14 protein-coding genes are annotated in these 21,896 nt (G+C 41.8%); 4 read left to right on the top strand and 10 right to left on the bottom strand.

Annotated elements, in window-relative coordinates; all coding sequences use genetic code 11:
- Positions 1-35: 35 nt before the first annotated feature.
- Complete coding sequence (locus ABIX36_RS18170) at positions 36-4,241, bottom strand: two-component regulator propeller domain-containing protein (protein ID WP_348083590.1); 4,206 nt, start codon at positions 4,239-4,241, stop codon at positions 36-38.
- Positions 4,242-4,676: 435 nt separating this feature from the next.
- Here ABIX36_RS18170 and ABIX36_RS18165 point away from each other — a divergent pair, with 435 nt between their 5' ends.
- Positions 4,677-5,054: a response regulator gene (locus ABIX36_RS18165; RefSeq protein ID WP_348083589.1), complete on the top strand. Its 378-nt coding sequence runs from the start codon at positions 4,677-4,679 to the stop codon at positions 5,052-5,054.
- 192 nt (positions 5,055-5,246) lie between these two features.
- Here ABIX36_RS18165 and ABIX36_RS18160 read toward each other — a convergent pair whose 3' ends face one another.
- The 8 genes from ABIX36_RS18160 to ABIX36_RS18125 all read right to left on the bottom strand — a co-directional run bounded on the left by ABIX36_RS18160 (position 5,247) and on the right by ABIX36_RS18125 (position 15,515).
- Positions 5,247-6,011: a DUF4382 domain-containing protein gene (locus ABIX36_RS18160; RefSeq protein WP_348083588.1), complete on the bottom strand. Its 765-nt coding sequence runs from the start codon at positions 6,009-6,011 to the stop codon at positions 5,247-5,249.
- Positions 6,012-6,624: 613 nt separating this feature from the next.
- Positions 6,625-8,031 carry a dihydrolipoyl dehydrogenase gene (gene lpdA / locus ABIX36_RS18155; protein WP_348083587.1) on the bottom strand — a complete coding sequence of 469 codons (1,407 nt, stop codon included), beginning with the start codon at positions 8,029-8,031 and terminating at the stop codon, positions 6,625-6,627.
- A 21-nt stretch (positions 8,032-8,052) separates the two neighbouring features.
- Positions 8,053-8,496 carry a DinB family protein gene (locus ABIX36_RS18150; RefSeq protein ID WP_348083586.1) on the bottom strand — a complete coding sequence of 148 codons (444 nt, stop codon included), beginning with the start codon at positions 8,494-8,496 and terminating at the stop codon, positions 8,053-8,055.
- Positions 8,497-8,538: 42 nt separating this feature from the next.
- Positions 8,539-11,589, bottom strand: coding sequence for an efflux RND transporter permease subunit (locus ABIX36_RS18145; protein ID WP_348083585.1), 3,051 nt, complete (start codon positions 11,587-11,589; stop codon positions 8,539-8,541).
- 10 nt (positions 11,590-11,599) lie between these two features.
- Entirely contained in the window at positions 11,600-12,658 is a 1,059-nt protein-coding gene (locus ABIX36_RS18140; RefSeq protein ID WP_348083584.1) for an efflux RND transporter periplasmic adaptor subunit, read from the bottom strand.
- Between the two features lie 11 nt (positions 12,659-12,669).
- Positions 12,670-14,031 (bottom strand): TolC family protein, encoded by a 1,362-nt coding sequence (locus ABIX36_RS18135; RefSeq protein ID WP_348083583.1) that lies wholly within the window; start codon positions 14,029-14,031, stop codon positions 12,670-12,672.
- Between the two features lie 55 nt (positions 14,032-14,086).
- Positions 14,087-14,695 carry a TetR/AcrR family transcriptional regulator gene (locus tag ABIX36_RS18130; protein ID WP_348083582.1) on the bottom strand — a complete coding sequence of 203 codons (609 nt, stop codon included), beginning with the start codon at positions 14,693-14,695 and terminating at the stop codon, positions 14,087-14,089.
- A 70-nt stretch (positions 14,696-14,765) separates the two neighbouring features.
- Entirely contained in the window at positions 14,766-15,515 is a 750-nt protein-coding gene (locus ABIX36_RS18125) for an SDR family NAD(P)-dependent oxidoreductase (RefSeq protein WP_348083581.1), read from the bottom strand.
- Between the two features lie 359 nt (positions 15,516-15,874).
- Here ABIX36_RS18125 and ABIX36_RS18120 point away from each other — a divergent pair, with 359 nt between their 5' ends.
- Together ABIX36_RS18120 and ABIX36_RS18115 are read left to right on the top strand one after the other, a co-directional pair.
- A complete protein-coding gene (locus tag ABIX36_RS18120) occupies positions 15,875-16,693 on the top strand; it encodes an SDR family NAD(P)-dependent oxidoreductase (protein ID WP_348083580.1) in 819 nt (272 codons plus the stop codon).
- 53 nt (positions 16,694-16,746) lie between these two features.
- Positions 16,747-17,640 (top strand): helix-turn-helix transcriptional regulator, encoded by an 894-nt coding sequence (locus ABIX36_RS18115; protein WP_348083579.1) that lies wholly within the window; start codon positions 16,747-16,749, stop codon positions 17,638-17,640.
- A gap of 846 nt (positions 17,641-18,486) precedes the next feature.
- On the opposite strand, the gene ABIX36_RS18110 is transcribed toward ABIX36_RS18115, so the two are convergent.
- Positions 18,487-19,503, bottom strand: a complete 1,017-nt coding sequence (locus tag ABIX36_RS18110) for a PDDEXK nuclease domain-containing protein (protein WP_348083578.1) — start codon at positions 19,501-19,503, stop codon at positions 18,487-18,489.
- 152 nt (positions 19,504-19,655) lie between these two features.
- On the opposite strand from ABIX36_RS18110, the gene ABIX36_RS18105 reads away from it, so the two are divergent.
- Positions 19,656-21,800, top strand: a complete 2,145-nt coding sequence (locus ABIX36_RS18105; RefSeq protein WP_348083577.1) for a DEAD/DEAH box helicase family protein — start codon at positions 19,656-19,658, stop codon at positions 21,798-21,800.
- Positions 21,801-21,896 lie beyond the last annotated feature (96 nt).

The raw sequence follows: 21,896 nt of genomic DNA, 5'->3' as shown, positions 1-21,896 counted from the left end.
GTTTCCTTATTTGTGTCGGCCGTTGTACACAGCCTCTAAACCGTACTATTCCGTTCACTTAATGTGGCAGATGACTGTTTTAACAAAGCCATCAAACTTTCCAGCTTCATTGGCTTGGCCAGGTAATCGTCCATGCCGGCATTGATGCATATATCCCTGTCTTCGGCCATGGCGTTTGCTGTCATTGCTATAATATAGGGCTGCGGGATATTTTGCAAACGGATTTTCCCCGTTGCCTCAAAGCCGCCCATTTCGGGCATCTGCACGTCCATCAAAATCAGGTTATACTGATTCCCAATCAACATCCTCAATACTTCAATTCCATTTTCTGCAATACCGATCTTATAGCCTAATTTATTCAAAATACGCTCAATTAACTTCTGATTGATGGCATTATCTTCGGCCACCAATATGCTTAGCGGGAACTCCTGTGCAAACTCTTCATTCAGTAACCTGGCGTTTTTTTCTGCCGGCGGCAATGCTTCTTTTTGGTTTTTAAGTACGCCGCTGATGCTTCTCCAAAGCAGGTGCTGTTTAACCGGCTTGGTGAGTACAGATGAAAACAGCCCCGGAAATTTCTTTTTGGTTTCATCACCTATCGAGCTCAACATAATGAGGGGGATAGGGTTGTTATTGCTTTTTATAGTTCGTGCCAAACCTACGCCATCCATATCGGGCATTACCATATCGGTAATTACCAAATGGAAAGTATCGTCTTTCGATAAAATTTCTAAAGCCTCCATAGCGGACAATGCCATAACAGACTCAATTCCCCAACGGCTCAGCTGGATCTTCAGAATGGTAAGGTTGGTTTGGTTGTCGTCAACAATCAACACTCTTTTACCTTCCAGTTCGCTTATATCATTGGGTTCGTTGGGTTCTTCGAGCTGTTTGGTGCCAACCCGTGTTTTAATTGTAAAGTTGAATGAAGTACCCTCGCCGAATTGGCTTTCTGCCCAAATTGTGCCGCCCATTAAGGTTACCAGCCGCTCGCTGATCACTAACCCTAAACCGGTGCCGCCGTACTTGCGGGTAGTTGATGAATCAACCTGCGAGAAAGCCTTAAATAAGGATGAAAGTTTATCTGCAGGGATCCCTATGCCTGTATCTTTAACACTAAACATAATTTCCACCCCATCATCTTCCAATTGTTTTGAATGACTAACGTTTATAAAAACCTCGCCTTTATGGGTAAACTTAAGGGCATTATTAATTAGGTTGATCAGTACCTGTTTTAAACGCAGGCTATCGCTAACAATTTGCTTTGGCAAATTAAAATCTATATGATAAATAAGATCAATGCCCTGCCCCGCCGCTTTTTGCGAAAACAGGTCCATCACATCTTCAATACTGTGCCGCAGATCAAAGTCTTCCTGCTCAATATCCATCTTGCCCGATTCGATCTTCGAAAAATCCAGGATATCATTTATAACGGATACCAGGTTGTCGCCGCAGGTAATAATGGTATCGGTATATTCTCTTTGCTCGTCGGTCTGTTCTGTTTCGCGCAGTAAAGAGGCCATACCGATCACGCCATTCATGGGCGTCCTTATCTCGTGGCTCATGGTGGCTAAAAATACACCCTTGGCCTGGTTGGCCTTTTCTGCCTCTTCGCGGGCTAAATGTTCCTGTTCTTTTTTCTTTTCAAGCTCTTCGTTCAGCTCCTCTAAATGTGCAGACTGTGCCCGCAGTTCTTTCACCTTTTGTATCACCTCTACCGTGCGTTGCTTAACTTGTTTTTCAAGGTTCGCTTTTTGCTTTTCAATATTGGCAACCCGGTAACGATAAAAAGCATATATGCCTAATACCGTGCTGCCAATTACAACCAGCCTAAACCACCAGGTTTGCCAAAACGGGGGTGTCACAACTATTTTTATTGATACGCCCGTTTTATTCCAAACGCCATCGTTGTTGGACCCAATTACCCTAAAAATATACTCGTTGGCATCAAGGTTGGTATAAGTAGCTGTTCTTTTATCGCCAACGTAGTTCCAGTCCTTATCAAAACCTTCCAGCTTATAAGCATACTTGTTCTTATTTGGCAGGGTATAATTCAGCGCAGAAAAGTCAAGTGTAAAAACCGATTGTTTGTGCGAAAGTGTGATCTCTTTTACTTCGTTAATCTGCTTGGTTAACAGTTTGTTCCCATCGCCAGCAAAAACCGGTTTGTTAAAAATTTGAAAGCCGGTGATATATACAGGAGGGATAAAATCATTGTCTTTAATACTATCAGGATAAAAAGCATTTAAGCCATTTGCCCCTCCAAAAAACAGCTGCCCATCCGGTGCTTTATATGCGCACCGCGATTTAAATTCGTTCCCCTGAAGCCCATCAGATATACCGTAATTGCGAACCGTATTATTCCCGGGATTAAATTTAGAAATCCCCTGATTTGAGCTTACCCATAGGTTACCACTGTTGTCTTCCAGGATACTATGGATCATGTTGTTTGAAAGGCCGTTTTTCTCTGTGTAAGCCTTAAAGCTGTTTGTCTGCTTGTCAAACAAATTTAAACCACCACCTGTTGCTATCCACGTTTTACCGGCCCTATCCGTCATCATCGATTCCACCAGGTTGTGACTTATGCTTCGTTTATTGCGCCGATCATTAGCATAGTGCGTAAATTTATTTGTTTTTCGGTTAAATAAATTCAACCCTAAATCGCTGGCCACCCACACATTACCATCGCTATCTTCATGAATTGCCCTGATAAAATTGCTGTTTACCGAACTGTTATCGGCAAGATTATTTTTATAGTGTACAAAAGAATTTGTTTTCCGGTTAAATACATCTACCCCCCCGCCCCAGGTTCCAAGCCACAGCAGACCCGTTCGGTCCTGAAAAACAACGTTTACGGTTAGCGTAGAAAGGCTGTTTGCATTATTCGGATCGGGCAGATAGTGGGTAGCGGTACCCGTTTTTACATTAAACAGATCAAAGCCCCCGCGCTGATAGCCAATTCCGAGTATCCCGGGCTCAACTTCAGTTACAGCAAGCACGAAGTCGGTGCTTACGCTATTCTTATTTTTGTCATCGTGACGGTAACTACTAAAGGTTTGTGTTCTTTTATCAAAGCGGTTTAGCCCCCCTCCGTCAGTACCGATCCACAAAAAACCTTTGCTATCGCTCGCAATCGACAAAATAATGTTATTACTCAAACTGTTGGGGTTGTTGGGTACCTTTTTGTACAGCTTAAACTTATCGCCGTTGAAAGGCAAAAAGTTGATCCCGCCAGACCAGGTCCCCACCCACAAATTGTTAATATTATCCTTGTAAATGCAATAAACCGAGTTGTTGCTCAGGCTGGTATTATCATCAATGTCAAACTGGTATTGTTTAAATGTTTGTGTGGCGTAGTCAAATACACTTATCCCGCCGTTTTCGGTACCTATCCAAAGGTTTCCGGCGTTATCTTCAGCAAAACTTAAAATATCGTTATAGCTAATACTCTTGTTATCTGCACTACTGTGTTTAAAATTTGTAAAAGTGCCATCCTTTGGGTTAAAAATGGCAGCTCCATTTCCCTGGGTGCCCGCCCAAATATTCCCTTTCCTATCTTTATATACCGACTTTATCCAATCGCCGCCAATACTTTTCCTGTTTCCGGGTTCATTATGATAGGAGGAAAAAAGCCCTGTTTCCGGGTTCAGCGAGTTTAATCCATCCTTTGTCGCTATCCATAACTTGCCATTATTGTCTTCCGTTATTCGGTAAATAACGTCGTTACTAATACTATTCCCTGTCGTTTTATGCCGGTAACCAATAAAGGTGCCTTTTGCGGCATTAAACAAATACAGCCCGTTTAAAGTGCCCACCCATATCCGGCCTTTACTATCCTGATAAATGGTTTTTACGGTAAAAACGTTCGCCCCGGGGACGGTGTAATGTATAAATACATCCCGTTCCCGGTCAAATTTATCCAGTCCACCCGCCGTGCCGACCCATAGATTCCCGGCCCTATCCTCCTGTACATCAAAAACAAAATTATTACTAATGCTGAAGGGTTTTTCGGGGTTATGCTTATAGATGGTGAAGGTATATCCATCATATTTGTTGATCCCTTCGTCGGTGGCAAACCACATAAAGCCTCTTTTATCTTTAAGGATAGCACTTACGTGGCCTTGCGAAAGGCCATTACTGGTACCAAGCCGGGTAAATTTTGGAGAACCGTTCTGGGCAAAGCAAGGCAGGCATATAATATATAAAAGAATCAGAATGAGTGCATAGCGGTAATTTTTCATAAGCTAACGGCTTCCTCACAAATATTTAACGAACTCCGGTAAATCATTATTAACCTGCATTTTGAGCAGAACACGGGCATATTTTTTTTACAGGCTTGTAAAACCAAATTCAGCAACAGCGAAAGCCTCCGTGTTGGATACCAAAAACTATCCTTTGAGGTGTAATAAACAGCCATATAAATACAGTAAGCGAATCTCCCGAACCATTTAGGCGGGTGATAGTTATACGACTAAGCGCAATGAAAGTTGCTTAATTGTATATCTATTATAAATTATTAGTTTAGGTTTTGGTTAAAATATCAGGTGCTACGACGGCTTATTGGACACGGTATAAGATATGAACGAGCCTTCTTTAGATTGTTTCATCCACCTAATCCCGGGTTATGCTAATTGCAAAATAGTTAATAAAGTTGCGTATCTTTCCAAAAAAATGGCGTGGTGAAGAAAAAAGTGTTGATTATTGAAAATGACCAGGATATAAGGCATATCGTGGAATTTATTTTAGAAGAACAGGGGTTTGAAACGCTAAGCACGCCGGAGCCGCAAGACTTGCAGGAGATCACCACTTTTAAACCCGATGCCATCCTGCTCGACGAATTTATCAACAGCCGGCCGGGGCATCGCCTGTGCCTGAAGATAAAGCAGGTAGAAAGCCTGAAGCATATCCCGGTTATCATCCTTTCTACAGCCAATGACATTGAACTGATCGCCAGCGAATGCCAGGCCAACGACTATATCAGCAAGCCCTTTGATATTGAACACATAGTAGAAAAGGTTCTCAGAATTGTTAACCCCCAATCCCTGGCGTTTTAGCGCCTAACTGTAATAGAAAGCGGCACCAATAGCAACAAAAAATTCCGGGCCTTTCGGCAAGGCCTTCTTTTAAAGTTAAACATAACGAATCCATAGTCCATCAAAATCCATCAACGGATTTCTAAACAAGAGCGGCGTATCACATGGTGATACGCCGCCGATTAAGTCCTGCTTATACGGGTAGGAAACGGGTTATTGGGATATGGTTACGGTTCCCATATCAGTTACCGAACCATTGGTTACCGATACGTTTGTTACCGTCTTGGTTGCGAAAGGCGTTACCGGCACAAAGTTAATCTGATAGTTTCCTGCCGTTAAACCCGGAAAATAAAATTTGCCTGTGCCATCAGCTACTGCCCCTACTGTGTCTGTACCCATGATAGCTAATACTTTTGGTGACGACACAATCGGGCTCACCACGCCGGTTAGCGCGCCTGATGCGGCGGTAGCAATAGCACGGATTACCGGTTTCAAAATGTATTTCCCGTTTCCGGTTAATGTAATCGACTGGGCTGCATCAAAATCGAGCCTCATGGTATAGGCAATACCTGCGGTAAGATTATCATGAACGCTCAATTTAACGCCTGAACTTTGGCCACTCGGCGTAGTCAGGTTAAATGAAACCCCACCAACAATCACTCTATTCCCGCTATCATTAAGCACCAGCCGAACCTGCTGAATGGTTCCGGCAGGAATGTCCCGATCGGCTAAAATGGTGTCACGGCCGGCTCTAAAGCGGAGGATATCTACCAGTCCCCCGTTAACGTCTAATGTTTGTTCGCCTTTATCTGTGACAATAACAACACTTTTAATATTAAGTATCACGGCATCAAAAGCACCCGGAGCGTCGGTCATTTTTACCGTAACGTGCGCGGTGCCGGTGTTGGAGCTGCTGTCTTTTTTACAAGAGAATAAAGCAAGGCTCAGGGTTGCTGCAATTAAAAATAGCTTTTTCATAGTTTTAAGTATTTAATATAGGGAGCAACCTATACCAAGCCATTTTGTGTTAATGTGTCGGCGAACAGGCTGTTTGTGTCGATGAACACGGTAATAATTTAAAACTACTGGCAGTATATGCGCTTGCTGCAACTGCCCAAGATGAAACTTTTCGCAATTCTTCTTTTTTAGCTCTCCAAATAATATCTGTAACAGGCGACCTAAACAGAAGAGGATATAGCTATGTTTACGGGCAAAAAAAAGGCTTTTAGAAATTAATCTAAAAGCCTGATAATAAATCTGTGGAGAATATCGGAGAAGAGAGCGCCGTTATTGCATTACTCAAACTGCGTTTTTGATGCTCTGAGAGCGGTTTTTGTTTTTTCATTTTGCAGTTTTTAGGGTGTTTTTGGCAGAGTTTTGACATGGTTTTTGACCGAAAATTATTACTGAAATCTTTATTTAAGATACCGAAAACGCGGTTTTTTAAACTTTTTTCAAAATTGCCTTTTATAAAAATACTGACTTTTTAGTAATTTTCAGACATTTTTTTCATCTATTCTCCACTAAAAATCCAATTATTTTTGTCTATTCTTTTACGCTTTATTACATCCATCAAGCAACGCATTATTAGTTATATATTGATGGCTCCCTGACCTGCCGCGATCAAATAGGCATCTTTTAAGGCTTCGGAATAAGTCGGGTGAGCATAGCTGATCCGGTACATATCTTCAGCCGTTACCTCATATTCCATTCCTACAACGGATTGTGCAATTACGTCAGCCGCTCTTGGGCCAATGATATGCACACCAAGTACTTCCCCATATTTCGGTGAAACAAGCACTTTCACAAATCCGTCGGTATCCATTGCGGCCCTGGCACGGCCGCTGGCCGAATAGGGAAAACTTCCGGACTTGAATTCAATGCCTTTTGCCTGAAGTTCCTCTTCCGTTGCACCAACTGAAGCAACTTCAGGCCAGGTGTAAACCACGCTGGGGATGAGCTTATAATTTATATGTGGTTTTTGTCCATTAATGATCTCGGCTACAAATACGCCCTCATCTTCAGCTTTATGAGCCAGCATAGGGCCTGCAATTACATCTCCGATAGCGAAAATATGATCGACATTCGTCTGCAATCGTTCATTGACCTTCACCTTGCCGTTTTTTTCCGTATCAATACCGACCGCCTGAAGATCTAAGCCATCTGTGTAAGCACGCCTGCCTACCGCGACCAGACAATACTCGGCGTCAATTTCCTGCTCTTTTCCCTGGGCATCTTCAAACTTTATGGTCGCATGGTCCCCGGCATTAGTGGCAGACTTTACCTTGCTGCTGAGTAAAGAGTTTATACCCAGCTTTGACAGCGTTTTTAACAGCGCCTTTCCAAGCTCGCGGTCCATGGTCGGGATCAACGTATCTGTATATTCGATAATGGTGACCTCCGTGCCGATCCGTGCGAAAACAGAAGCCATTTCCACGCCGATCACGCCACCGCCAATAATGACCATTGATTTGGGTTGTGCCGGTAATGTCAACGCTTCGGTCGAGGTGATGATCCTTGTTTTATCAATAGTTACACCAGGAATAGATGAGGGTTTAGACCCAGTAGCGATGATGAAATATTTACCGGTCAATACGGTCTCTTTGCCTTCATTGGTAACCTTTATACGGTTCTTATCAACAAAACTTCCAAGGCCCGTGTGCACATCGATCTTGTTTTTCTTCATCAGATAACTCAATCCTGATGTATTTGATTTGACAACACCCTCTTTACGTTTGATGAATTGCTCAAAATTCAGGCTCAAGCCATTGTTGAGTTCAATACCGTGAATTTGAAAGTCCTCTTTGGCTTTGTGGAAGTGTTCCGTGCTGTCCAGTAACGCTTTTGCCGGAATACAGCCAACATTGGTGCACGTGCCACCTAAGCTGTTATATTTTTCAACGATGGCTACCTTGTAACCAAGTTGCGCTGCGCGGATGGCTCCGGTATACCCACCAGGGCCGGAACCGATCACGATGATATCATATTGATTTTCCATGATTTTTAGTACAATGTGTTATTAATCTTTTATCTTCCGCACTATCTCTGACAATCTCGCAATTGTGCGGTAATGCATATTCTCGTGAAAAAGCAGGAATTGCATAACTTCATTACTGACTGAAGCGATTTCATCTTCTGGTCTGTTCATTCCGGTACACTTTTTATAAAATTGAGCCGTTTGCTGCAACGAATGCCTGATAAGTAAAATCTCATCTTCCTTTATGATGTCATCAGGTCTCGAACCTCTTTGAAAGTTCGATGTCAAGAATTCATGCTCTGGGCGCTGATAAGGAGAATTTTCATAAAGCAGGCTTTCACTTACTACGAGAATATGGCCCATATTCCAAATAATATTGTTGTTAAAGCCGGGCGAAATAATATTATACTGATCCACTGTAAGATCTTTCGTCCGTTCCAGCAACAACTTTCTTTCTTCTTCTAATTTATCGAGATATTGTGTCATGTTGATATTCGTTTTTATTTGACATTATATTTTTTCATGTTCTTAGTTATTTTCAATGCTTGGCGGAATTAGCTTGTACATAACAGGTGTTACGATCCTGGATAATACGGTTGAACTGATCAGTCCACCGATCAATACGATAGCTAATGGCGCGATCAGTGGATTGGGGTTCAATGCGATCGGGAGCAAACCGCAGATCGCCGTGATCGAGGTCAATACTACAGGCAGAAAGCGGGTTTCGCCAGCCATGTTGATCGCTTCGTCTATACTATGTCCCTCGGCTCGCAGTTGGTTAGTAAAATCAACCAGTAGCAGCGAGTTTTTTACCTGAATTCCTGACAAGCCAATGAAGCCGATGATAGAAACGAGTGACATCGGGTTGCCTGTCATGAGTAACAATACTACACCGCCCAATATACCCAGGGGTATGATGGATAGCACGATAATGATCCCTTTAAACGTTTTGAATTGCAACAGCAGAACACCGATGAAAAGGAAGGTACTCAGTATGATCACCGACAGGAAGTTACCGCCTAATGCATCACCTTCAGATTCTGCTTCGCCCGATAATTTGTAATAATAGCCCGGCGGCATTTTCAATTTATTCAGTTCGGGAACGATCTCTTTCAAGACATCATTGGCTAACACACCTTCTTTAGTAAGGGATGTTACTTTCGCGAAGCGTGATTTATTAAAATGATTGATCGCTGTAGGCGAGGTTTCAAAAGAAATGGTAGCGATCTGATCAACCAGTACCGGGGTGCCTTTTACGTTATTTACATATAGGTTTTTTAAAGCATCCAGGTTGGAGAACTTATCTCTCGGCAATGTGATCACCACATTACGCGCATCGCCCCGGTCGTCAATATAATCGCCAACGTTTAAGCCTGCCACGGCCATACGTACCACTTTATCGATGTCGCTGGTCAGCACCCCCAGGGTACGTGCCTTCTCTTTATCAATTTTTATCTTGACATCCGATTTGTAGCTATTCAGCTCGTTATTGACGTAAAACGTTCCCGGATTCTTCTTCAGGATCTCTTCCACTTTAAAGGAAAGCTCCCGGATCTTATCCTGGTCATCTCCAAATACCCTCACGACAATATTGGCTTCGATCGGCGTTCCCTGTTCAAAGTCTTTCACTTCGATCCTGGCATAGGGCATATCATTAAACTTCTTTCTCAATTTTTTGATCAGCTCTGTTTTTTCCGCGGGTTTAGCATCCTCGTGCAACTGTACAAATACCTGTGCGAAATCCGGCTTTATATCCTGCTGGTGCACATTATAGTAGATCTGCGGGTTGCCTTTGCCTACGTTCGAGGTATAGTAAACGATCTCTTTGTGTTTCTTCAACTCACCTTCTACCAGTTTGGTCACCCGGTCACTCTCCGGGATATCGGCCTGTAGTGGTAGTTTAATATTGATCAGGAACATCGGCTTTTCAGAAGTGGGGAAAAGTTTGAATCCGGCTAATGTAAACAGGAAAAATGCCAGTACGCTTAGGGCTAATGATATCCCGATTGTAGCTTTAGGCCATTTTAAGGCAAGTGGCATCACGCGGGCATAAGATACGGTCAGAAACCGTTGCAGGTGCTTTAAGAAGAAATTGCCCTCGCCATGGGTATGCGTTTTAAGCATACGGCTACCCAGAAAAGGGACAAGCGTTAAAGCAACGACCATAGAAGCCAGTACACTGGTCATGACGGCCATTGGCAGGCTGCGGATAAATTCACCGGCCATATCAGGTAAAAAGGCAAGTGGCAAAAAGGCAATAACTAATGTTGCTGTACAACCTACAACCGCCGCGCCGATCTGTTTAGTTCCCTTCAGGATCGCATCCTTACGGGAATGGCCTTCCCTGAGCCAACGCTCGATATTCTCTACTACAACTATACTATCATCCACCAATAGCCCTAATGCTACCACCAGTCCGACAATGCTGAGTTGATTTAAGGAGTAGCCTAATAAATTCATAGCGATCAGACCCAGCGCTAAAGAGAGCGGGATCGAAATCATCACGATCAATGAGGCCCGGAAGCCCAATGGTAAAAGGGTAACCACCACCAATAGTATGGCTAACCCAAAGTCGAAACCAAGGTGGCCTAAACGCTCAGATACCATATTGGCTTGGTCGAAGTTTTTGACCATGCGAATATTTTCCGGCAGGGTTTTGCCAAATTCTTCCAATACGGGTAAAAACTCTTTTTGTACGCTGGCAATGTTCACATTGTCTTTCATGGCGGCAGTAACTAAAACACTGCGATGCCCATTAAGTCGGGTGATGTGATTAACTATAGCATCTTTATAGCTCACATTAGCTACATCTTTCAAATAGACGATCTTGCCGTTCGCATTATAGATAACTGTATTGGCCACATCGTCCACGTTCTTGAACTTGCCGCTGGTTTTTACGTTAAAGATCTTGCTGTCCAGGTTAATGCTGCCACCGGGAATATCCGCGGCTTCGCTTTGCAAACTGCCTATCACTATGTTAAGTGGTATTTTTAACTGAGCCAGTTTATCCAGTTGCATATCAATACGGATCTCCTGCTCGGGCATGCCGAAGTATTTCACCTCTTTCAGGTTGGTGATCTTTTCTAAGCGCGTTTTCAGGATGTCCGCCTGATCGCGGAGTAATTTACCGGAAGCGTTGTCCGAGACAAGGGCAACCTGCAATACTTTTACATCCGAAGAAGAAACCTTTTCTGTTTTGATCAGGTAGATATCCTTGGGAAGCTCACTGTTCTTTAAAGCGTTGATCTCCGTGGATATTTCCTGGTATTTGTTGTCTACATCCACCCCATATTTAAACTTTGGTTGGATAACTGCTACACCATCCTCCACCGTGGTGAGGATCTTTTCAATATTTTCCAGTCCATAGATCTTGTTTTCGATAGGCTTTACCACCTGCTCTTCCATATCCTTAGGACTGGTGCCCGGATAAATAACCGTAATGATATACTGCGGTGGATGGGTTGTCGGGTCTTCCGAACGGGGCATGGTCAATAGCGTCAATACGCCAACCACGGCAACCAGAAGGAATATGATCAGCGTGAACTGATAGTTTTTAACGGCAAAATTTGTGATTTTCATGACTATGGCCTTACTTGATGATTTTAATAGTGGACTGTTCGTTGAGATAGGCGCTATTCGAGATCACGATCTGATCTATGCCTTCCAGTTTATCCTTGAGATATACATTTTCGTTATCGAACTTCAGGATGGTCACCGGTACTCTTTTTACTTTGGTTGCACTGATGGTGGTAAATACAAAACCTTTATTCCCGTCCGCTTCTACCAATGATCCGTATGGGATCACCATCACGCTTTCGTCCTGGTGGGTAGCTATTTCTGCTTTACCAAACATGCCTACTGCGGGTTTTACGCCATTTAAATTCAGCTTTAACTCTATCTGGAAAGAGCCAAGTTCACGGTCTGCCGCCTGCGACTTGCGAAATACGGTGGCATCAAACTGTTGACCGGCATAACCGTCCAACGTTACTTTGGCGGTCTGCCCAGGCTTGATGATGGCCCATTGGCGGTCCGTTACACCAACCTTCAATAGGTAACTGTTATGCTGCTCGGTAGAATTGATCAATAACACGGGCATGCCCTCGGCGATCACTTCGCCTTCGTTTGCGATCTTCTTACTTACAAAGCCATCAGACGCGGCGTATATTTTAGAATAGCGATCATTAAAAGCTACCGCTTCCGTAGATTTTTTAGCAACATCTAAAGCGGTTTTAGTATTCTGCAATTGCTCTAACGTGTAAACACTGTCTTTGTAGAGATTCATTGCACGGCTGTAATCGCGCTGTGCTTTTTCGACAGCCAGGCTTGATTGCGCCAGGCCGGCCGAAATTTCGGTTGAGTTGAGCGTGGCCAGCAATTGGCCTTTTTTAAAGAACTGGCCTTCCTGTACTAAGATGCGGCTGATCACACCGCCTATCTTGAAGGAATATTTGGCTTCATCTTCTGTACTTACCAAGCCGGTAGCACTGATCTGGTCGGGTACGCCTAATACGGAAACCGATGCTGTTTTAACGGGGATGATATCCGGCTCACCCATGGCATTTTGCTCGTTGTGTTTTCCTTTGCAGGCTGCCAGCAGCGTTACGGTGATTGTTGCTATGGCAATGCTGAGTAATTGAATTTTTTTCATGATTTTTTTTGTTATTGAATAGTGAAACTGGCGTTAGCACGTTCGATGGCCGTATAGGCGATCCAGGTGTCGTAAAGGGCGATATTGGTGTTAAGCTGTGCATTTATCCACTGGTTTTGGGCATCCAGCAGTTCGATGTAAATAGCCAATCCCTGTTTGTATAATTTCAGCATATCACCGTAATAAGTCTGGCTGGTTTTTAATTGGGATTGTGTAGCCTCATATTGCGCGATTGCGCTTTGCATACCGGCCTGGCGAACCTTCAGTTCGGTAAGCAGTTGCTGCTGCACATAATCGGTTTGTGATGCCAGGGCTTCGCGATCAGCGATCGTCTGCTTTACCCGGTAATTGTTTTTCCCGGAGGAGAAGAGGTTCCATTCCAGCGATACGCCAAATAAATAGTAACGGCTTTGGTTATTAACCTTCCAGTCGAACGCCTGCGAGCCCAGATCAAGAAAGGTGCCTATCTTTGGGATAAGATAAGATTTGGCCATCCCCGTCAGGTTGCCGTTAATGTCTTTGGCGATCCGCAGCTTGGATAATTCTTCCCTGCCGCTGATATTAGTTCCCAGCAATTGTTCCCTGCCGGGTAGTTCCTTTATGTCATCTAATAAGATGCTATCTGTCAGCGGGCGATTGATCAGGAAGTTAAAATAGTATTGGGCCGATTCTGCCGTTTTCTTTGCGCCGATGAGGGAAGCATTGATCCGGGACACTTCGTTCTGGCTTCTCAGCACAACGGTGCGGTTTACTTTGCTGTTATCATATAGCTTGGTATTAATTCTTTGGCCTTCTTCAACCAGTTTGAGTGAAGACTCATAGATCCCCGTAGCATAAACAGCTTTCGAATAATTGTAATAGGCCGTTTTGATTTCTTTAACCAGTTCGCGTTTATAAAGTAACACCTCTGTTTTTTGCAGGTCTACCTGTTGCATTTTGATCCGCTTATTATAGATCAGCTCTGCATTCAAAATAGGAAGGCTGGTACGGATCTTGGCATCATAAAAATTATCCGGGTTAAGCTGGATGCGTTGGTTTTGCAACTGCGGAAACGCATTGCTGCCGGTCAATTTGTTCAGCGTGGAGTAAACCCCGTTAAACAGGTCGCCGGTCGGGAAATCTATCGTACGCCCGCCGTCGGCTTTGGTGTAGGTGGTTGAAAAGGTTACGTCAGGCCCAAACATGCTTTTCGCTTCCTTTAACGCATAGACACTTTTTTCGAGCACAAAATTCTGCTGTTTGATACTCTGGCTGGATGTAAGCCCTTCGCGGATGTAATCATCCAGCTTGCTTTGAGCTTTTACTGACGGGGCAGCCAACAAGGCTGTTGCGATCAATAAAAGATGGCTGTTTTTTTTAATTTGAAAATTCATTTTTAATCATCGTTATAAATTTAAACACTGTTCAGTATATAGTCAAAAAAAAAGGCTAACTCTTTTCGAGCAGCGCAACAAAGCACTCGTAGCCACGCTCCATCAATTCTTCATTCGTTTTGCCGATAAAACTTGCCGTGCGGTCTTTACAGAACAGCGCACATATTCCGTGAACCATTGAAAGTACCATAAAGGTGAAATCCTCCGTATCCATATCTTTGAATTTACCTTTCTCTTGACACTCTTTGATCACAGAAGACAGGCTATCGATCGCCTCCTGTGCTATCTGAAAACCACCGTCTTGAGGCATTTTTTCCGGTTCTTCAACAAGAAACATCAGGTTATAATAATCTTTGTTCTCCTGTGCAAATTGAATAAAGATGCGGCCCATGGCTTTTAAACGTTCAAAAGGATCAGCTACTTTCTCCAAGACCCTCAGCTGACGCAGCAGCAGCCGGAACCCTTCCTTATGCAACTCCTGAAAGATCTCACTTTTATCTTTAAAATAAAAATAGAGAGAGCCCGGACTATAATTTATTTCGCTTGCAATATTACGCATACTGGTTTGTGCATACCCTTTTTCCAGGAATATCTTACGCGCACCATTCAGGATACGTTCATGCATTTCCTGCTTCTCTTCCAATTTTCGTTCTGCTATACTCATTTTTTAATTATTCAAAGTTACAAATATGCAAGCGCTGCTTGTATACCAATTTGCGTTGCTATTTGTTAACCTATTTACCCATCCCAGGACTGATTTGACCCATAATAGTCACAGCCGACTTTCTGTTTAACCAGCGAAAACCGAAAAGCATGAACCGGTTCTTCCAGCCTTGCACCACTCTTGGTTTTTGCCTCTTTTCCAAAGCTTTAACTAGTTCCTTAGCAACATCTTCAACGGAAGACATCACAAATTTGGGGAAATCACTGACATGTCCACCTGCGTTTGCATGAAAGTCTGAAGCTGTAGCACCGGGGTTAAAACCCATGACAAAGATACCTTTCTGCCTAAACTCGTACCACAAGGATTCTGAGAAATTGGCCACAAAGCTTTTGGTAGCTGCATAAACAGATCCTCCCGGCAGGGAAGAATGAGCAAGCAGCGACGCTATATTGATCAGTGCATCTCCCGATTTGGCATTTTGTAAAAAGCCGTAAGATAGAGTTACCAACGCATCCATGTTGAGCTGCATGCCTGCCAATTGATCCGCTAATGGGATCTCTATAAATTTCCCGTAAATACCGGCACCTGCATTGTTGATCAGGACATCATATTCCTCAGTTTCTAAATGGTTTACCAGTTTTTGCAGGTCATCTTTATTGGTCAGGTCAGCAACCAAAACGGTATGGCCTGCACCACTCAAATTTTTTACAGCCTTATTTAATTTTTCCTCGTTGCGGGCCACCAGCGTTACCTGGTAGTTTTGAGAAGCCATCCGTTTGGCTGTTTCCAGCCCGATGCCTCCGCTTGCTCCTGTGATCAATACTTTTTTTCATGATTATGTTTGATTAATTTTATTCCATTGCAAATGTATTGAACACTGTTCAATAAAACAAATTCATTGAACTTTATTTTAAAATCTGACATCATACTGATAATTGTTACCCGTAATTGAAGGACGCATTAACTACAGCCGTTTGGATATTTGATAGTTTTTAATCAGCCCCCTGTAGAGCATATCCTCAACCGTATTTGTTGCTTAACCAATCCAAGACGAGTTTATTAGTTATAAAAAGCACCCACTTCCGTAAAAGTGTTTCATTATTACCGACTTTTGTATCATAACATCGACTGAAAATTGGCTGAACTTTGCATTGTAATAACAACAAAAAATATATGACAATGGCAAAGACAATTTTTATAACAGGTGCCTCCCGCGGATTAGGCAGGATTTGGACCGAAGCCTTTTTAAAACGTGGTGATCAAGTGGTGACTGCCGTAAGGAACCCGGATTCGTTAGATCGACTGGCAAAGGAATACCCTGCAAGCATGTTGGTCTTAAAATTAGATGTGACCGATAGAAACGCGTGTTTCGATGCAGTAGCAAAGGCAAAAACTCATTTCGGCGCAATTGACGCACTGATCAATAATGCGGGCTACGGACACATGGGTGCAATTGAAGAATTGAATGAAGAAGAGATCAGGGCGCAGATAGAAACGAATGTATTTGGTTTACTATGGGTCACCCAGGCTGTACTACCAATTATGCGCGAACAGAAGTCCGGTCACATTATACAGCTTTCAAGCGCTTTAGGGGTAATTACGATACCAACGATGGGTATTTACAGCGCCTCAAAATTTGCGGTTGAGAGCATTGGTGAAACATTAGCTGCTGAAGTGAGCGGATTTGGAATTAAAGTAACAATCCTGGAACCCAATGGCTTTTCTACTGATTTTAGCTCGGCTTCCCTTGCACAGAGCAAGCCGATAGCAGCGTATGATGACGTTAGAAATGCGCTTTACGCGTCAATCAAACCCGAAGACTCGGGTGTACCGGAAGCTACTGCCGATGCCGTGCTTAAACTGGTTGATGCGGAAAACCCTCCTTTAAGACTAATTTTGGGTAAAGTTGGTTTTCCGTGGTTCAAACACACTTATGACGAACGCGTGAAAACCTGGGAAGAATGGCAGGATGTTTCTGTAGCAGCACACGGAAAATAAAAACTTAAATTAGCAGGATCCGATTAAACGGATTCTGCTATTAAACCGCAACGATGAATCATTTCGATAAGATAAGCGACTTGCATGAGGCACTTGGGGTTAAGCCTCCTGAGCATCCCTTATTCAGCATTTTACATGGCGACCAAAACAACTGTGGTGGCAACGAACTCGAATTTACCGCAGACTTTTTTATCATTGGTTTTAGAAAGCTGAGATCGGGAAGTGTGCTTTACGGTAAAACAAAATATGACCATGACCTCGGGTCAATGTCGTTTACGAAACCCCATCAGATCATTACCTTTAAAAATGTCCAGCTACAGGAAAAGGGATTTATATTACTTGTGCATGAAGACTTTTTATCAGGAAGTAGCCTGCACCAGGAAATAAAGAAGTACGGCTATTTTGATTATGAGGTTAGCGAGGCCTTGCACCTTTCGCCAAGTGAAGAAGAAATAATTTGGAACCTGGTTTATACATTGGACAGGGAATATCATAATAACACGGACGATTATAGCAAGGCCATCATGCTTAGTCACCTGGAAACCCTATTTAAATATGCACAGCGGTTTTATAAAAGACAGTTCATTAACCGTACAGTGTTAACAGGAGCAATAACTACCAGGTTCAATGCCATGCTCGCTTCCTACTTTGAAGAGCGAAAAACAAAAGATTCGGGGCTCCCTACAGTAACGAACATGGCTGAAAAATTAAACATTTCTTCTCGCTATTTAAGCGACCTGCTTAAACAGGAAACCGGTAAAACGGCATTAGAACTTATTCACTTGTATTTAATTTCGGAAGCAAAGAATCTACTCATGGAGGGAGAATTGAACATTTCTGAAATATCGTTTTCACTCGGATTTGAAAATCCGACATACTTTTCGCGTTTATTTAAAAAAGAAGCCGGCGTTTCCCCAAATAAATTCCGGGATCATCTTTTAAATTAACATTAGTAGGTCTCTGGATTCTTCCTATCAGACTTCAATGATCCCGAATGAGTACCATTGAACTTCTTCTATAACTGCTAATTACCTATTTCCGCGTTACCTGATAGTTTTGAGAAGCCAGCGGTCTGGCTGTTTTCAAAAAGTTGAAACATCGTCCAATAAAACAAATTAATTGATCTTGGTTTTTAAATCTAACATCACATTGTTATTGTTACCAATAATTAAAAAGGCCAACATTTCAATCGTTTGTAGCCTTAATTGTTTAATTGATTATCCCTTTTAGGATAGACTAAAAACAATACCCATTGTATTTTCACACTGATACGTAATGCATTACAAGATCACTGAACAAAACTCTGCCACGGAAATTTCTAAGGAATTGACATAAAATTAACAGATCGTGGAGAATACAGATTCGCAATTTTACAGACGTATTAATATGATATTCAGATAGTTAAGAAAAATATACAATCTACTGGCAGAGTTTGTAAAAAATCACCAATTATATTTTATAATTGCCTGTAAAACAAGCACTTATAAATACATGTGGTAGATATCGGAGAAGAGAGCGCCGTTATTGCATTACTCAAACTGCGTTTTTGATGCTCTGAGAGCGGTTTTTGATTTTTCATTTTGCAGCTTTTAGGGTGTTTTTGGCAGAGTTTTGACAGAGTTTTTGACCGGAAATTATTACTGAAATCTTTATTTAAGATACCGAAAACGCGGTTTTTAAACTTTTTTCAAAATTGCCTTCTATAAAAATACTGACTTTTTAGTAATTTTCAACCATTTTTTTCATCTATTCTCCACTAAAAATCCATTTATTTCGGCCATTTCTTTTATGCTTTATCGCATCTTATCTTGCTCGTTATCTCTCTTTTCAATTTCCTTTTTAACTTCTTCTATTAATTGTTGCTCAGTTGGCAAATACAATTTATACTCACTTGCAAAAATGGTTTTATTATCTTCTGGGAGAGATATTTTAACAACAGCATTGTTCTTTTCCGCACATAGCAAAATGCCAATGGTTGGATTTTCAAAGTCTTTCTTTTCGTACCTGTCGTAATAATTTACGTACATCTGTAGTTGACCAATATCCTGATGGGTAAACTTTGTGGTTTTTATCTCTATAATTACAAAGCACTGCAATAGCCTATTATAAAAAACAAGATCAATAAAAAACTCATCGCCTTCAATATGCAATCTCTTTTGCCTTGCCACAAAAGCAAAACCGTTGCCCATTTCTAACAAGAAATCATGCAAATGTGTAATGATTGCTTGTTCAAAATCTTTTTCATAATAGGATGCTTCACGGTGTAATCCTAAAAACTCCAAGTACATAGGATCTTTAATAATCTCTTTCGCATCGGACGGTTGCTTTTCATTTCGAGCTACAGCCAATACGCTGTCTTTGTCATTGCTCATTAATAACCTCTCCCATAAACTACTATGAATTTGACGTTCTAATTGGCGAGTTGTCCAGTTGTTTTTTATCGACTCCGCTATATAGAAGTCGATTTTATCTTGACTATCAACACGCAGTAATATCTTGTAATGTGTCCAGCCCAATTGCGAACGCAGTGCGTTCGCAATTGGGAATGTGCGATAAAACTGACGAAATAATTCTATTTGACGTTTTGAAAACCCACTGCCATACTCCGGCTCTAATTGATCAGCAATAAATTTAGTGAGGTAATTGCCATAATCCGCCCGGTCTTTCCCTTGTTGTTCCTCCTCGAAAATGCGTTGCCCTATTTGCCAATACATTAATGTACGCTCATGGTCAACCAACCTAATCGCCTTGTCTTTAGCATCATGAATAATGGCTTGAATATCAGCTATGACAGATTGGTTAATGAGCATTGTAGAAAGAATTATGGTTCAATCGCAAAAGTACAAAAATAGAGGCTGTAATAAAGAAAGCTGGATACTAACCAAGTCATGGCAAATTAAATCAATTATAAAAGGGATAGTTTGTTTCCTAAATTTGAAACAGGCTAAAGTTTCTACCTTAAATGAAAGATGACCGCTTAAATCTGTATAAATCCCTATTTAAAGGTAGAGAGGATGTATTTGCATTAAGATGGGAGAAAGGCGGGAAAAGTAGCTATATGCCAGCTTATAGCTTTGACCCACATCGGTATAGACAACATCAGATTAAGGGCGGAACATTTCAAACTTTTACCGATAAAACCTTTCTGTCGTTAACAGACGATCAGCTTATTAAGCATCTTAAGGGCGAACAGGTTGTTGGGCTTTATCCTTTGCTACAGAATAACACCTCATGGTTCATTGCTGCTGACTTTGACGAGGCCAATTGGATTGAAGAATGTAAAGGGTTTATTAAAATCTGTGAAGAGCATGATATACCAGCCTATTTAGAACGCTCCCGTTCCGGCAAAGGCGGCCACGTATGGATATTTTTTGAAGCACCCTATGAGGCATTCAGAAGCAGAAAGATAATGATGTCCCTGCTACAAAAAGCAGGTTTGATTTCTGTTTTCGATAAAAATTCAAGTTTTGACAGGCTTTTTCCCAACCAGGATTACCATTCAAAAAAAGGCTTAGGTAACCTCATTGCTTTGCCTTTAAACAAAACGAGTTTGAGTAATGGCAATAGTTGCTTTATTGACCCTGAAACCTTACAGCCCATTGATGACCAGTGGGCATTTTTAAAAACAATCAACAGGATCACTATAAGCCAACTCAATTACATCTATAAAGAGCAAACCAATCAGAACGAACTTTCTACAGGCTTATTTCAAAAGGAACAGCCCATTACAGGAAAGTTGGCAATTGTGTTACGTAACGAAATTCATCTCAGTCGTATAGGTTTACCTGTTTCGCTTGTTGCTTTTCTAAAAGAAGAGTTAAACTTTGCCAACAATGAGTACCAGGTAAAAAAGAACATCAACAAAAACACATTCGGTGTAAAGCGTTATTTTAAACTGCTTAACGAAACATCAGAATCGATTTCAGTTCCAAGAGGTTTTATTGGCAGGTTGTTACGTTTTTGTAAAGAACAAAAAATTGAGTATATACTTGAAGATCAAAGAAAAAAGGGAGAGCCTGTCAGTTTCAAAGGCTGTATAGCATTAAGGGAGTATCAATTACCGGCACAACAAGCAGCCACTAAAAAGGATTTTGGTGTTATAGTTGCACCTCCTGGCTCTGGTAAAACAGTTTTGAGTTTAGCTATCATAAAAGATAAGCAACAACCGGCACTCATTTTAGTTCATCGTAAACAGTTGGCCGATCAATGGATTGAACGTATAGAATCGTTTCTGGGTATTCCGAAAAAAGATATTGGACGTATTGGTCAGGGAAAGAACAAATCTGGTAAGCACATTACCGTTGCCATGATCCAAAGCATGGAAAAAGCATTGGAAGCAACAGAATCCCCGGAACTAATTAATGCTTTTGGTACTGTTATAATTGACGAGTGCCATCATATACCGGCAGAAACCTATCAGCGGGTTATTGGTAAACTGAATAGTTTCTACATGTATGGACTTACTGCAACGCCATTTAGGAAATACAACGATGGCAAATTGATATTTATTCACTTGGGCGAAATCATCCATGAGGTTAAAGCACCAGACGTACAAACTCAAACAGGTACACAAATCATTATTAGGGATACCGACCTATTTGTTCCTTTCAATACCAAAACGGATAAGTTCGAAACACTTTTTAAGATTTTAATCCACGATTCAGCCCGGAATCAACTCATTTTAAATGATGTAGTTTCACAGCTAAATACTGGTAAGAAAGCTGTTATCATCACAGAGCGGAAAGAGCATATCATCTCGCTACAACAATATTTAAAACAACATTATGACACCATTGCGTTAAGTGGTGAGGATTCCGACTTAAGTAAAAAATCTAAATGGGTAGCTATAAATAAAGGTGATTTTCAGGTATTGATCACAACAGGCCAGTATTTTGGCGAAGGAACAGATATTCAAAATATAGCGTGTTTATTTTTGGTTTACCCATTTGCTTTTGAGGGTAAACTCATTCAATATATTGGCAGGGTACAACGATCAGAAGTATCACCTATTATTTACGATTATCGTGACCATAAGATTAGCTACCTGGAAAGACTATTTCAAAAAAGGAACATATACTGGATATTCCGCTCCATAGTATACCAGTGATTCCGCTACAAAAGGGACCAGTGATTCCGCTGCAAAAGGGGCCAGTCAAAAGATAAGAGGTTGCTAAAAGATCACCGGGAAAGGATGTTTTTTCCA

It is taken from the genome of Mucilaginibacter sp. (assembly GCF_039925265.1).
Lineage (GTDB): Bacteria > Bacteroidota > Bacteroidia > Sphingobacteriales > Sphingobacteriaceae > Mucilaginibacter.
Note: the sequence above shows the minus strand (reverse complement) of the source record. Positions and strands in the feature narration are given on the sequence as shown.

What these genes read in the sequence shown, in the direction of transcription:
- lpdA (WP_348083587.1), bottom strand. Translation starts at nt 8,031, where the DNA reads ATGGAAAATCAATATGATATCATCGTGATCGGTTCCGGCCCTGGTGGG.
- ABIX36_RS18120 (WP_348083580.1), top strand. Translation starts at nt 15,875, where the DNA reads ATGGCAAAGACAATTTTTATAACAGGTGCCTCCCGCGGATTAGGCAGG.
- ABIX36_RS18160 (WP_348083588.1), bottom strand. Translation starts at nt 6,011, where the DNA reads ATGAAAAAGCTATTTTTAATTGCAGCAACCCTGAGCCTTGCTTTATTC.
- ABIX36_RS18170 (WP_348083590.1), bottom strand. Translation starts at nt 4,241, where the DNA reads ATGAAAAATTACCGCTATGCACTCATTCTGATTCTTTTATATATTATA.
- ABIX36_RS18150 (WP_348083586.1), bottom strand. Translation starts at nt 8,496, where the DNA reads ATGACACAATATCTCGATAAATTAGAAGAAGAAAGAAAGTTGTTGCTG.
- ABIX36_RS18115 (WP_348083579.1), top strand. Translation starts at nt 16,747, where the DNA reads ATGAATCATTTCGATAAGATAAGCGACTTGCATGAGGCACTTGGGGTT.
- ABIX36_RS18145 (WP_348083585.1), bottom strand. Translation starts at nt 11,589, where the DNA reads ATGAAAATCACAAATTTTGCCGTTAAAAACTATCAGTTCACGCTGATC.
- ABIX36_RS18130 (WP_348083582.1), bottom strand. Translation starts at nt 14,695, where the DNA reads ATGAGTATAGCAGAACGAAAATTGGAAGAGAAGCAGGAAATGCATGAA.
- ABIX36_RS18135 (WP_348083583.1), bottom strand. Translation starts at nt 14,031, where the DNA reads ATGAATTTTCAAATTAAAAAAAACAGCCATCTTTTATTGATCGCAACA.
- ABIX36_RS18105 (WP_348083577.1), top strand. Translation starts at nt 19,656, where the DNA reads ATGAAAGATGACCGCTTAAATCTGTATAAATCCCTATTTAAAGGTAGA.
- ABIX36_RS18140 (WP_348083584.1), bottom strand. Translation starts at nt 12,658, where the DNA reads ATGAAAAAAATTCAATTACTCAGCATTGCCATAGCAACAATCACCGTA.
- ABIX36_RS18110 (WP_348083578.1), bottom strand. Translation starts at nt 19,503, where the DNA reads ATGCTCATTAACCAATCTGTCATAGCTGATATTCAAGCCATTATTCAT.